The 13320-nt window shown below is 61.9% G+C and carries 12 protein-coding genes; 2 read left to right on the forward strand and 10 right to left on the reverse strand.

The features are described 5' to 3' along the window. Window positions 1-84 precede the first annotated feature (84 nt). From phoU to LOY67_RS27870, 6 genes are all read right to left on the reverse strand, one after another. Window positions 85-846, reverse strand: coding sequence for a phosphate signaling complex protein PhoU (phoU, locus tag LOY67_RS27845; RefSeq protein ID WP_265065312.1), 762 nt, complete (start codon window positions 844-846; stop codon window positions 85-87). A gap of 108 nt (window positions 847-954) precedes the next feature. Continuing rightward, window positions 955-1788 carry a phosphate ABC transporter ATP-binding protein PstB gene (pstB, locus tag LOY67_RS27850; protein ID WP_265065313.1) on the reverse strand — a complete coding sequence of 278 codons (834 nt, stop codon included), beginning with the start codon at window positions 1786-1788 and terminating at the stop codon, window positions 955-957. Window positions 1789-1916: 128 nt separating this feature from the next. Further along, on the reverse strand, window positions 1917-3587 hold the full coding sequence (gene pstA / locus LOY67_RS27855) for a phosphate ABC transporter permease PstA (protein ID WP_265065314.1): 1671 nt from the start codon (window positions 3585-3587) through the stop codon (window positions 1917-1919). A 15-nt stretch (window positions 3588-3602) separates the two neighbouring features. Continuing rightward, window positions 3603-5636 (reverse strand): ABC transporter permease subunit, encoded by a 2034-nt coding sequence (locus LOY67_RS27860; protein WP_265067839.1) that lies wholly within the window; start codon window positions 5634-5636, stop codon window positions 3603-3605. 471 nt (window positions 5637-6107) lie between these two features. Then, window positions 6108-7106, reverse strand: coding sequence for a phosphate ABC transporter substrate-binding protein PstS (locus LOY67_RS27865; protein ID WP_265065315.1), 999 nt, complete (start codon window positions 7104-7106; stop codon window positions 6108-6110). A 263-nt stretch (window positions 7107-7369) separates the two neighbouring features. Next, window positions 7370-8668 (reverse strand): MFS transporter, encoded by a 1299-nt coding sequence (locus LOY67_RS27870; protein ID WP_265065316.1) that lies wholly within the window; start codon window positions 8666-8668, stop codon window positions 7370-7372. Between the two features lie 383 nt (window positions 8669-9051). Between LOY67_RS27870 and LOY67_RS27875 the strand changes: the two genes are divergently transcribed. Both LOY67_RS27875 and LOY67_RS27880 read left to right on the forward strand, forming a co-directional pair. Further along, window positions 9052-9456 (forward strand): acyl-CoA thioesterase, encoded by a 405-nt coding sequence (locus LOY67_RS27875; protein ID WP_024777863.1) that lies wholly within the window; start codon window positions 9052-9054, stop codon window positions 9454-9456. A gap of 57 nt (window positions 9457-9513) precedes the next feature. Next, window positions 9514-10413 carry a D-hexose-6-phosphate mutarotase gene (locus LOY67_RS27880; RefSeq protein WP_265065317.1) on the forward strand — a complete coding sequence of 300 codons (900 nt, stop codon included), beginning with the start codon at window positions 9514-9516 and terminating at the stop codon, window positions 10411-10413. A gap of 135 nt (window positions 10414-10548) precedes the next feature. Here the strand turns inward: LOY67_RS27880 and LOY67_RS27885 are convergent, their stop codons facing one another. The 4 genes from LOY67_RS27885 to purE all read right to left on the reverse strand — a co-directional run bounded on the left by LOY67_RS27885 (window position 10549) and on the right by purE (window position 13110). Further along, window positions 10549-11085 carry a DUF3299 domain-containing protein gene (locus tag LOY67_RS27885; protein WP_144929008.1) on the reverse strand — a complete coding sequence of 179 codons (537 nt, stop codon included), beginning with the start codon at window positions 11083-11085 and terminating at the stop codon, window positions 10549-10551. An 89-nt stretch (window positions 11086-11174) separates the two neighbouring features. After that, window positions 11175-11420 (reverse strand): GlsB/YeaQ/YmgE family stress response membrane protein, encoded by a 246-nt coding sequence (locus LOY67_RS27890; protein ID WP_055136418.1) that lies wholly within the window; start codon window positions 11418-11420, stop codon window positions 11175-11177. 100 nt (window positions 11421-11520) lie between these two features. After that, window positions 11521-12606, reverse strand: a complete 1086-nt coding sequence (locus tag LOY67_RS27895) for a 5-(carboxyamino)imidazole ribonucleotide synthase (protein ID WP_265065318.1) — start codon at window positions 12604-12606, stop codon at window positions 11521-11523. A 12-nt stretch (window positions 12607-12618) separates the two neighbouring features. Then, window positions 12619-13110, reverse strand: a complete 492-nt coding sequence (gene purE, locus LOY67_RS27900) for a 5-(carboxyamino)imidazole ribonucleotide mutase (protein WP_003196369.1) — start codon at window positions 13108-13110, stop codon at window positions 12619-12621. Window positions 13111-13320 lie beyond the last annotated feature (210 nt).

The raw sequence follows: 13320 nt of genomic DNA on the forward strand, positions 1-13320 counted from the left end.
TTTCGTTCGCGGGGTGCTGCTGTCGATAAAAAAAACCGCAAAAAAAAAGCCCGACCAGAAGGCCGGGCGCTTTTCTTGGCAATCTTACTTATCGTCAGTTTCGCCCGGAACATTAGAGGATTCGGACGGGGTGCCCTCAACTTCTTCCTTCATGCGCTTGAGCCCCATGTGCCGTACGTCGGTACCGCGCACCAGGTAGATCACAAGTTCGGAGATGTTGCGCGCATGATCGCCGATACGCTCCAGGGAACGCAGCACCCAGATGATGCTCAACACCCGGGAGATTGAGCGCGGGTCTTCCATCATGTAGGTCGCCAGCTCGCGCAGGGCGGTCTTGTATTCGCGGTCGATGATCTTGTCGTACTGGGCCACCGACAACGCCAGGTCGGCGTCGAAGCGGGCGAAGGCATCCAGGGCATCGCGGACCATGTTGCGCACCTGGTCGCCAATATGACGAACTTCTACGTAACCGCGCGGGGCTTCGCCTTCTTCGCACAACTGGATGGCACGACGGGCGATCTTGGTGGCTTCGTCACCGATCCGCTCGAGATCGATCACCGACTTGGAGATGCTGATGATCAGCCGCAGGTCGGAAGCAGCCGGTTGGCGACGAGCCAGGATGCGCAGGCACTCTTCGTCGATGTTGCGTTCCATCTGGTTGATCTGGTCGTCGATCTCGCGCACTTGCTGGGCCAGGCCGGAGTCGGCCTCGATCAGCGCGGTCACCGCGTCGTTGACCTGCTTTTCCACCAGGCCGCCCATGGCCAGCAGATGGCTGCGCACCTCCTCCAGCTCGGCGTTGAACTGGGCGGAAATGTGGTGAGTAAGGCCTTCCTTCGAAATCATCTTGTTAGCTCCGCGAAAGTTGCAAGCTTCAGGTTGCAAGCTTCAAGCAGTTAAATGTTGATCCTGATAACGCAGCCGCCTGAAACGTGCGGCTCGTAGCGGCATCGACTAGCCGTAGCGACCGGTAATGTAGTCTTCGGTCTGCTTCTTCGCCGGATTGGTGAACAAGGTGTCGGTGTCGCCGAACTCCACCAGCTTGCCCATGTACATGAAGGCGGTGTAGTCGGAAACCCGCGCCGCCTGCTGCATGTTGTGGGTCACGATGACGATGGTGAACTTGGACTTGAGCTCGTAGATCAGCTCTTCGACCTTCAATGTCGAGATCGGATCGAGGGCCGAGCAGGGTTCGTCGAGCAGCAACACTTCCGGTTCCACGGCGATGGTGCGGGCGATCACCAGGCGCTGCTGCTGACCACCGGACAGGCCCAGGGCCGAGTCGTGCAGGCGGTCCTTGACCTCATCCCACAGTGCCGCGCCCTTGAGCGCCCATTCCACGGCTTCGTCGAGAATGCGCTTCTTGTTGATGCCCTGGATGCGCAGGCCATAGACCACGTTCTCGTAGATGGTCTTCGGGAACGGGTTGGGCTTCTGGAACACCATGCCCACGCGACGGCGCAGCTCGGCGACGTCTTCACCCTTGCGGTAGATGTCGTTGCCGTAGAGGTTGATTTCACCCTCGACGCGGCAACCGTCCACCAGGTCGTTCATGCGGTTGAAGGTGCGCAGCAAGGTCGACTTGCCGCAGCCCGACGGGCCGATGAACGCGGTCACGCGTTGTTTCGGGATGTTCAGGCTGACGTCGTACAGCGCTTGCTTCTGGCCGTAGAACAGGTTCAGGCCGGGCACTTCGATGGCGACGGTTTCCTCGGCCAGGTTCAGGCTCTGCTTGTCGCGGCCCAGGGCCGACATGTTGATGCCGTGTGTATGTGCTTCGTGTTGCATGGGAGGCTCCCTGTGCTAACAAATTCGGTTCGGTTGTGTGGGAGCGAGCCTGCTCGCGATTCGGGCGACTCGGTCAGGTTTCAAAACCGAGGTGATGCCATCGCGAGCAGGCTCGCTCCCACAGGAAATCAACTATCCAGTGCCTTGTACTTCTCGCGCAGGTGGTTACGGATCCACACGGCCGACAGGTTCAATGTGGCGATCACCAGCACCAGCAGCAGCGCCGTGGCGTAGACCAGCGGCCGCGCCGCCTCGACGTTCGGGCTCTGGAAGCCCACGTCATAGATGTGGAAGCCCAGGTGCATGATCTTCTGGTCCAGGTGCACGTAGGGGTAGTTGCCGTCCAGGGGCAGCGACGGCGCCAGTTTCACCACGCCTACCAGCATCAGCGGCGCCACTTCACCGGCGGCGCGGGCCACCGCGAGGATCATGCCGGTCATCATCGCCGGGCTCGCCATCGGCAGGACGATTTTCCACAGGGTCTCGGCCTTGGTTGCGCCGAGGGCCAGGGAGCCTTCGCGCACGGTCCGCGGGATCCGCGCCAGGCCTTCTTCGGTCGCCACGATCACCACCGGCACCGCCAGCAGCGCCAGGGTCAGAGAGGCCCAGAGCAGGCCCGGGGTGCCAAAGGTCGGCGCCGGCAGGGCTTCGGGGAAGAACAGACGGTCAACCGAGCCGCCCAACACATAGACGAAGAAGCCCAGGCCGAACACGCCGTACACGATGGCCGGTACGCCCGCCAGGTTGTTCACCGCGATGCGGATCAGGCGGGTCATCGGGCCCTGGCGAGCGTATTCACGCAGGTAAACCGCCGCCAGCACGCCGAACGGCGTGACGATCATCGCCATGATCAGGGTCATCATCACCGTGCCGAAAATCGCCGGGAAGATCCCGCCTTCAGTGTTGGCCTCACGGGGATCGTCGCTGAGGAATTCCCAGACCTTGCTGAAGTAGAAACCGAGCTTGGTGAAGGTGCCCATGCCGTTCGGCTGGTAAGCGTGCACCACTTTGCCGATGCCGATTTCCACTTCCTTACCGTTAGCATCGCGGGCGGTCAAGCTGTCGCGGTTGAACTGGGCGTGCAGGTCAGTCAGGCGTGCTTCAATTTCCTTGTAGCGGGCGTCGAGCTCGGCACGTTCGCTGGCCATGTCGGCTTGCGCGGCGGCGTCGAGCTTGCCTTCCAGTTCCAGCTTGCGACCGTGCAGGCGGATCCGCTCCAGGCCGGCGTTGATCGCACCGATGTCGGTTTTTTCCAGGGTCTTGAGCTCGGCGGCGAGTTGGTTGACCCGCGCAATGCGCGCCTGCAACTGCGGCCAGGCGGCCTCGCCTTCGGCGACGACCTTGCCTTCTTCCTTGACGTTGACCAGGTAACCGTAGAAGTTGCCCCACTCACGACGCTCGATGGCCATGAGCTCCGGCGGCGTGGTCTGCTCGCTCAGCCAGTCACCGACGATCCAGGTGAAATCGGTGCCATTCAGGTCCCGGTTGCCGACCTTGATCAGCTCGCGGGTCATGAACTCGGGGCCTTCGTCCGGCACCGGCAGGCCGGCGCTCTTCAGGCGCTCACGGGGCACTTCTTCCTTCTGCACCACTTCGCCAACCACCAGGTGCGCGGGCATGCCCGGCACGTTGTAGTTGGCGTGGATCAGGTCCGCCGGCCAGAAATGACCCAGGCCACGCACGGCAATCACCGCCAGCAGGCCAATGGTCATGATGACCGCGATGGACACCGCGCCGCCGCTGATCCAGACGCCGGGGGCGCCGCTCTTGAACCATCCTTTCAGGGAGTTCTGTTTCACAGACTTCTACCTTTCTTAAAGCGACGAATATTTCTTGCGCAGACGCTGACGGATCAGCTCGGCGAGGGTGTTCATGACGAACGTGAACAACAGCAACACCAGCGCCGACAGGAACAGCACGCGGTAATGGCTGCCGCCGACTTCCGATTCGGGCATTTCCACCGCCACGTTGGCCGCCAGGGTCCGCAGGCCTTCGAACAGGTTCATTTCCATGACCGGCGTGTTGCCGGTGGCCATCAGCACGATCATGGTCTCGCCCACCGCACGGCCCATGCCGATCATCAGCGCCGAGAAGATGCCGGGGCTGGCGGTGAGGATCACCACGCGGGTCATGGTCTGCCACGGCGTGGCGCCCAGGGCCAGGGAGCCCAGGGTCAGGCCGCGAGGCACACTGAACACGGCGTCTTCGGCAATGGAGTAGATGTTCGGGATCACCGCGAAGCCCATCGCCAGGCCAACCACCAGGGCGTTGCGCTGGTCGTAGGTGATGCCCAGGTCATGGGAGATCCACATGCGCATGTCGCCGCCGAAGAACCAGGCTTCCATGTACGGGCTCATGTACAGCGAGAGCCAGCCCACGAACAGGATCACCGGGATCAGCAGTGCACTTTCCCAACCGTCCGGCACTTTCAGGCGAATGGATTCCGGCAGGCGGCTGAAGACGAAACCGGCCACCAGGATGCCAATCGGCAACAGCATCAACAGGCTGAAGATGCCCGGCAGGTGCCCTTCTACGTACGGAGCCAGGAACAGGCCGGCGAAGAAGCCGAGGATCACCGTCGGCATGGCTTCCATCAGCTCGATCACCGGCTTGACCTTGCGGCGCATGCCGGGGGCCATGAAGTACGCGGTGTAGATGGCGGCGGCCACCGCCAGCGGTGCGGCCAGCAACATGGCGTAGAACGCGGCTTTCAGCGTGCCGAAGGTCAGGGGCGACAGGCTCAGCTTGGGTTCGAAGTCGGTGTTGGCGGCGGTCGATTGCCAGACGTATTTAGGCTCGTCGTAGTTTTCGTACCAGACCTTGCCCCACAACGCGCTCCAGGACACTTCCGGGTGCGGGTTGTCCAGCAACAGCGGCTTCAGCTTGCCGCCCTGCTCCACGATCAACCGGTTGGCCCGAGGCGACATGCCGAACACGCCCTGGCCGTCGACCACCTGATCCACCAGCAACGTGCGGTGGGCGGTGCTGTGGAATACGCCGAGCTTGCCGGCGGCGTCGAGGGCGACGAAGCCTTTGCGACGCTCTTCGGCAGTGATCTCGACGATTGGCGCAGTGCCCATCTGGAAGGTGCGGATCTCTTTCAGGCGTTGCTCGCCGTCCGGATCCCGGGCCATGAACCACTGGGACAGACCACCCTTGGAATCGCCGACGATCAACGAAATCCCGCCCACCAGTTGGGTCGCGGTAGTGACCTGGGCGTCGGCGTTTTCCAGCAGTTTGTAACGACCGTTGAGGCTCTTGTCGCGCAGGCTGAACACGTCGGCCTGGGCTCGACCGTTGACCACGTACAGCCACTGCTGACGCGGGTCGACGAAGATGTTCTTCACCGGCTCAGTCATCTGCGGCAGATCGATACGGGTCTGCTCGCTGGTGACTTCACCGGTCATCATGTTTTCTTCGCTGGTGAGCGACAGCACGTGCAACTGGGCGCCGCTGGAGCCGGCGATCAGCAGGGTCGAATCGGTGGCGTTGAGGCTGACATGCTCCAGGGGCGCACCTTGCTCGTTCAAGACGATAGGCGTTTCGCCGTAAGGGTATTCGACGGCCGGGGTGATGGTTTTCTTGCCGTCCGGATAGCTGACCTTATAGGTGTGGCGGAACACCAGGGCCTGGCCGTTGGACAGACCGATGGCTACCAGCGGGCTGCCGGGCTGGTCTTCGCCAATGGAGGTTACGCTGGCACCGGCCGGAACCGGCAGGTCGACACGGCGCAGCTCGGCACCGCTGTCGATGTCATAGAACAGCGCCTGGCCCTTGTCGGAAACCCGCATGGCGACCTGGTTCTGTTCTTCGATGGCGATCATCAGCGGCTTGCCGGCGTCCTGCATCCAGGCCGGGGTGATCGAATCCTTGGCCGTCAGGTCCGCGCCCTGGAACAGCGGCAGCACCACATAGGCCAGGAAAAAGAAGATCAGGGTAATGGCAGCCAGAACGGCAAGGCCACCAACCAGGACGTACCAGCGGGTCAGGCGGTCCTTGAGCGCACGGATACGGCGCTTGCGTTGCAGCTCAGGCGTATTGAAATCAATGCGCTTGGGAGGGGAAGTCGTAGTCATTGTGGAATTGGCCAGATCATTCATGCGCACACCCTAGCGATCCTGTATGACAGAAAGATGACAATGCAGTGACGCAACAAATCCGCCGCCCGTGGAAGCTGGCAGCGGAGAGGAAATTAGTGTGTGGGAGCGAGCTTGCTCGCGATGAGGGCGTCACATTCAACATCTGTGTCGACAGACCCACCGCATTCGCGAGCAAGCTCGCTCCCACAGAGAGGCCGGGCGCTGGCCCGGGCTCAGGTGTTACTGCTTGGCGACGTTGCCGCCTTCCGACAGACCCAGGTCAGCCAGTGCCTTGGCGGCGACTTTGGCTGGCAGTGGGATGTAGCCATCCTTGACCACGACTTCCTGGCCTTGCTTGGACAGGACCAGCTTCACGAACTCGGCTTCCAGCGGGGCCAGAGGCTTGTTCGGTGCCTTGTTGACGTACACGTAGAGGAAACGCGACAGCGGGTATTTGCCGTTCAGTGCGTTTTCTTCGGTGTCTTCGATGAACTCGGTGCTGCCTTTCTTGGCCAGGGCCACGGTTTTCACGCTGGCGGTCTTGTAGCCGATGCCCGAGTATCCCACGCCGTTCAGCGAGGAGCTGATCGACTGCACGACCGACGCCGAGCCGGGTTGTTCGTTGACGTTCGGCTTGTAGTCACCTTTGCACAGGGCTTCTTCCTTGAAGTAGCCGTAGGTGCCGGATACCGAGTTGCGACCGAACAGTTGAACCGGCTTGTTGGCCAGGTCGCCGGTCACGCCCAGGTCGCCCCAGGTCTTGACGTCAGCCTTGGCGCCGCACAGGCGGGTAGACGAGAAGATCGCGTCGACCTGTTCCATGGTCAGGTGCTGGATCGGGTTGTCCTTGTGCACGAATACAGCCAGGGCGTCCACGGCAACCGGGATAGCGGTTGGCTTGTAGCCGTACTTCTGCTCGAAGGCCTGCAGTTCGTTGTCCTTCATCTTGCGGCTCATCGGGCCCAGGTTGGAGGTGCCTTCGGTGAGTGCGGGCGGCGCGGTGGAGGAACCGGCGGCCTGAATCTGGATGTTTACGTTCGGGTATTCCTTCTTGTAGTTCTCGGCCCACAAGGTCATCAGGTTTGCCAGGGTATCGGAGCCGACGCTGGACAGGTTGCCCGACACACCAGTGGTCTTGGTGTAGCTCGGGATCGCAGGGTCAACAGCGGCAACCGCGTTGGCAGTCGCAACGCCAGCAGCGACAAAAGTCATTGCCGCCATCAAACGCTTCAGTTTCATGCCTTACTCCTAGCAGATAGGGTGTGTTAAGTCGGCCAAGTATCGGTAAGCCGTGTGAACACTCTATGGCTGAAATATGACAATTGGATGAAAGGCCAGCATTGAGTTTTACAAGATGTTGTGGCGAGGGGATTTATCCCCGTTGGGCTGCGAAGCAGACAACTCGATCAGTCAGACACAATGAGGTGCCAGGTTTAAGGGCTGCTTCGCAGCCCAGCGGGGATAAATCCCCTCGCCACAAAAGTCTCCACTCATCCTTTTGATCAGCGCCCTTTCCTCCACAGATAACCACCCACCACCATCCCGACCCCACACAACACCGCCACATAATAAGCCGGCCCCATCGGACTCTCCTTGAGCAGCAGGCTTACGATCATCGGCGTCAGGCCACCGAAAATGGCGTAGGCAACGTTGTAGGAAAACGACAGGCCGCTGAAACGCACCACCGGCGGGAAGGCCTTGACCATGACATACGGGACCGCGCCGATGGTGCCTACCAGCAGGCCGGTCAGGGCGTACATCGGGAACAGCCAGTCCGGGTGCTCGGCCAGGCTGTGGTAGAAGGTCCAGGAGCTGGCCAGCAGTGCGGCGCAGCCGAACACAAAGACCCGTCCCGCGCCGAAGCGATCCGCCAGGGCGCCGGCCAGGATGCAGCCGATGCTCAGCATCACGATTGCCACGCTGTTGGCCTGCAACGCAGTGGTCGGCGCGAAGTGGTGGACCGTCTGCAACACGGTCGGGGTCATCAGGATCAGCACCACGATGGCCGCGGACAACAACCAGGTCAGCAGCATCGAAATGGCGATGGCGCCGCGATGATCACGCAGCACCGCCCGCAACGGCACTTCCTCGGCCAGGGCCTTGCGCAATTGCAGTTCGGCGAACACCGGGGTTTCGTGGAGCCACTGGCGCAGGTACACCGAAAAAAGGCCGAACACGCCGCCCAACAGGAACGGAATACGCCAGGCGTAATCTGCCACCTCCACGGGTGTGTAAATGCTATTGATGGCGGTGGCCACCAGCGAACCCAGCAGGATCCCCGCCGTCAGGCCGGAGGTGAGGGTGCCACAGGCGTAACCGATGTGGCGGCCCGGCACGTGTTCGGAGACGAATACCCAGGCCCCCGGCACTTCACCGCCAATGGCCGCGCCCTGGATCACCCGCATCAGCAACAGCAGGATCGGCGCCCACATGCCGATCTGCGCGTAGGTGGGCAACAGGCCCATGATCAGGGTCGGCACGGCCATCATGAAAATGCTCAGGGTGAACATTTTCTTGCGCCCCAGCAGGTCGCCGAAGTGGGCCATGACGATCCCGCCCAGCGGCCGGGCGAGGTAGCCGGCGGCAAAGATGCCGAACGTCTGCATCAGGCGCAGCCACTCGGGCATGTCGGCGGGGAAGAACAATTTGCCGACCACGGTGGCGAAGAACACGAAAATGATGAAATCGTAGAACTCCAGGGCGCCGCCCAAGGCAGACAGCGACAGGGTCTTGTAATCGTTGCGGGTCAGCGGACGGGCGGGTTGCGCAGGGGCTGCCGTGCTCGAAGGCGCAGTGGTCATGGCGAAGGCTTCTCTTATTAGTCGGTTCTGCAACCCGGGATCGGGGCTGGAGCGGTTCGGCACGATAGCAAATTGTTCGAAAAAGCACAGGAAGGCGCGTCATTCTCGGTCGAAATCAGAACCGGGTGGTCGTCTCGACGGCTATCGCCCGATATACTCGCTAGCTTGCGACACTCTGTAAGGGGTTGCTGTGCGAAAACGCCGTTGGTGGTGCCGGGTCGTAGGAAAAATACCAAGACCAGCCGGTTTCGCAGAGTCTCCCTATTAGTGCGCCTTTACGAAAAACGTGACGAACGCTACGTGTTCGGGCTGAATCGTTTTTTACAAAGACGGCTATTCACCTGAAGTACAAGACAGAGTTACGGGTCAGAGGCACCCCCGGCATGATAGAGCTCGAACAAGAAGATCCAATCCCGCAAGGCGACCTGGCCCTGCAAATCACAGCGCTTCCCCGCGACACCAACGGTTTCGGCGATATCTTCGGCGGCTGGCTGGTGTCCCAGATGGACCTGGCCGGCACGGCAATGGCCAGCCGGGTAGCCGGCGGGCGCGTGGCGACCGTGGCGATCGATCGCATGGCGTTCCTGGTGCCGGTGGCCGTGGGTGCACAGTTGTCGTTCTACACCCAGACCCTGGAAATCGGCCGCAGCTCGATCCAGATGATGGTCGAGGTCTGGAGCGACGACCCGCTGTCCAGTGAATGGCGCAAGGTGACCGAGGCGGTGTTCGTGTTCGTCGCCATCGACGGCAGTGGCCGCACCCGTTCGGTTCCGCCGCGCGCTCGTTAAACGCGACGGCCGTTTTGCGGTCCATTGCGGTTCCTGTTCCTGAACGAGGTTTGCAGTATGCCCACGCCCAATGTCGAAGCCGTCAAACTGGATGAACTCAATGGCTGGCGTATCCGCCACGGCCAAGCCGAGTTGCTGGTGGCCCAGCAAGGCGCGCATATCCTCAGCTATCAGGTGGACGGCCAGCCGCCGCTGATCTGGCTCAACGACCAGGCGACCTTCAAGGCCGGCAAGAGCATCCGCGCCGGTGTGCCGGTGTGCTGGCCATGGTTCGGCAACCTGACCCGCAACCCCGACAGCGTCCAGGCCATGCGCGTGAGCAACGAGCCGGCCACCGCCCACGGCCTGGTGCGGGCGATGGATTGGGAGTTGAAAGGCATCGAAGCCGAGGGCGAAGGCCTGAAGATCGAGTTCGTGCTGCCCTACCCCGAAAACGGTCTGGCGGGCTGGCCTCATCAGGTCGATCTGACACTGACCATCGTGATGGACGCGCAACTGCACATCAGCCTCACCAGCCATAACCGCGGCAGCGAAACCGTCAGCCTCAGCCAGGCGCTGCACAGCTATTTCGCCGTGAGCGATGTGCGCAACGTGCATGTCGAAGGGGTGGCAGGCCTGAACTACATCGAAACCCTGGACGACTGGAAAACCGCCACCCAGGCCGGCGACCTGCACTTTGCCGGCGAGACCGACCGTATCTATCTCAACACCCCGGCGACGCTGAGCATCGTCGACCCCCATTGGGAACGGCGGATCGAGTTGACCAGCAGCGGCTCGCGCTCGGCGGTGATCTGGAACCCCTGGACCGAACGCGCCAAGGCCTTCAGCGACATGGCCGACGATGGCTGGCAGCGCATGCTGTGCATCGAGACGGCGAATGTGATGGATGATGTCGTCACGCTGCTGCCGCAAGCCAGTCATACCCTGGGCGTGAGCATCGGTAGCAAACCGCTCTAAGCCACACTACAAAACCATTGTGGGAGCGAGCCCGCTCGCGATAGCGGTGTATCAGCCAAGATAATGGTGGCTGAAAGTCCGCTATCGCGAGCAGGCTCGCCCCCACAGGGGATTTGCGTCGGGTCGACCCGGCGGTTACAGATCCGCCTCCTGCACCACCCTCACCTTCTCCGCATCCAGCGCATACGCCGCGCTCGCCAGGTCGTTGTCGACCTTTTCGATCTTCAGCGTGCCGGTCACCCACAGCGGTGTGTAGATGTCGTCCAGCTTCAGACCCTTGGGATAGCGCACCAGCACCAGTTGGTTAGGCGGCGGTGGCGGGACATGGATGCAGGCGCCGGGGTATGGCACCAGGAAGAACAGCGTGCTGCGGCCCTTGGCGTCGGTTTCCAGCGGCACCGGGTAGCCGCCGATGCGGATGTGCTTGTCGTTCATCGACGCCACGGTCTTGGTCGAATACATCACCGCCGGCAAGCCTTTGCTTTGCTTCAGGCCACCCTTGTTGGTGAAGGTGCCATTGGCTTCGGGGGAGTTGTGGTCGATCTCGGGCATGGCCTCGAGGGCTTTCTGGTCCGACTTGGGCATCAGTTCGAGCCAATCGGTTTCCGGCAGCTCGGCAGCATGGGCCAGGCCACTGCCCAGCAAAAGAAGGGTCAACACTAGACGGCGCATGAAAGGGCTCGGCAATGAGTGATGGATGGAACGCCGGGCATTCTAGCCCCCTGCGCGCGCCGTGCGCAGAGGGCTTTGTCGCATTTGACTCAGTTTCTTTTGATCAGGCCGTAGATCACCAGCAGCACAATCGCGCCAACCAGGGCACCGATGAAACCGGCCCCTTGTCCGGCCTGGTAGATACCCAGCGCCTGGCCACCATAGGTGGCTGCCAGCGAACCGCCGATACCGAGCAGGATGGTCATGATCCAGCCCATGCTGTCATCGCCCGGTTTCAGGAAGCGTGCCAGCAGGCCGACGATCAAGCCGATGATGATGGTTCCGATGATTCCCATGGCAATTCCCCTCTTGATTGAGATAGCCAAAGCCTAGTCAGACTTTGGCACCTTGCCATGAGAGAATCCGGCCGACGAATGGTTCCAACGCCGCAACAGATTATTGTTCGGCGATCAGCGCTTCGACCTTGATGATCTGCTGGGCCAGCGTAGCGCGGTCAGCGCAACGCAGGTTGGCGTGACCGACCTTGCGTCCGAGCTTGAACGCCTTGCCATAGTGATGCAGATGGCAGTCGGCAATCGCCAGGACTTTCTCGGTATCCGGCACTTTGCCGATGAAGTTCAGCATCGCGCTTTCACCGACCTTGGCGGTCGAGCCCAACGGCAGCCCGGCCACTGCCCGCAGGTGGTTCTCGAACTGGCTGCACTCGGCGCCTTCGGTGGTCCAGTGCCCGGAGTTGTGCACCCGCGGCGCGATTTCATTGGCCTTGAGGCCACCGTCCACTTCAAAGAACTCGAACGCCATCACGCCGACATAGTCGAGCTGCTTGAGCACCCGGCTGGAATAATCCTCGGCCAGGGCCTGCAACGGGTGGTCGGTGCTGGCCACGGAGAGCTTGAGAATGCCGTCCTTGTGGGTGTTGTGCACCAGCGGGTAGAAGCGGATTTCACCGTCACGGGCACGCACGGCGATCAGCGAGACTTCCCCGGTGAACGGCACGAAGCCTTCCAGCAGGCAGGCCACGCTGCCCAGCTCGACGAACGTACCGGCCACGTCTTGCGGGTTGCGCAGGACTTTCTGGCCCTTGCCGTCGTAACCCAGGGTGCGGGTCTTGAGCACGGCCGGCAGGCCGATGGCAGCGACGGCGGCATCCAGGTCGGCCTGGGATTGGATGTCAGCGAAGGCCGGGGTGGGGATGCCCAGGTCCTTGAACATATTCTTCTCGAACCAGCGGTCGCGGGCGATGCGCAAGGCTTCGGCGCTCGGGTAGACCGGGACGAACTGGGACAGGAAGGCAACGGTTTCGGCCGGGACGCTTTCGAACTCGAAGGTCACCAGATCGACTTCATCGGCCAGTTGGCGCAGGTGATCCTGGTCGCCGTAGTCGGCCCGCAGGTGTTCACCCAGCGCGGCGGCACAGGCGTCCGGTGCCGGGTCCAGGAAAGCGAAGTTCATCCCCAGCGGCGTACCCGCCAGGGCCAACATGCGACCCAACTGGCCGCCACCGATTACACCGATCTTCATTCGTCAACCACCTCAGGCAATGCGTGGGTCTGGATTGTCCAGGACGCTGTCTGTCTGCTCAGCGCGGAATTTTTTCAGCACGGTATGGAATTGCGGATGCTTGGCGCCCAGGATGCTCGCTGACAACAGGGCCGCGTTGATCGCGCCGGCCTTGCCGATGGCCAGGGTGGCGACCGGAATGCCGGCCGGCATCTGCACGATCGACAGCAGCGAATCGACGCCCGAGAGCATCGACGACTGCACCGGCACGCCCAGCACCGGCAGGTGGGTCTTGGCCGCACACATGCCTGGCAAGTGAGCCGCGCCACCGGCACCGGCGATGATCACCTCGATGCCTCGGGCCTCGGCTTCTTCGGCGTACTGGAACAGCAGGTCCGGGGTGCGGTGGGCAGAGACCACTTTCACCTCATAGGGGATGCCGAGCTTTTCCAGCATATCGGCGGTGTGGCTAAGGGTGGACCAATCGGACTTGGAGCCCATGATCACGCCAACCAGTGCACTCATCGTCGTGCCTCTCTCTGGGCGCCCGCAGGCGCGTCAAAAAACAACAAGCCACGCGGGAAACCGGCGTGGCTTGTTGTACGAATGATGGCCGGACGAACCGACCGAAGGCCGGGCAGTATACCGAAAATGCTCGGATAAACGCACTTTCGCCGACCACCTGTCGTTTACGGTGACGCGTCGGTTTTATTGACTTGGAGGTCAACGCCGTCC

Origin of the sequence: Pseudomonas sp. B21-056, assembly GCF_026016325.1 — a bacterium.
Lineage (GTDB): Bacteria > Pseudomonadota > Gammaproteobacteria > Pseudomonadales > Pseudomonadaceae > Aquipseudomonas.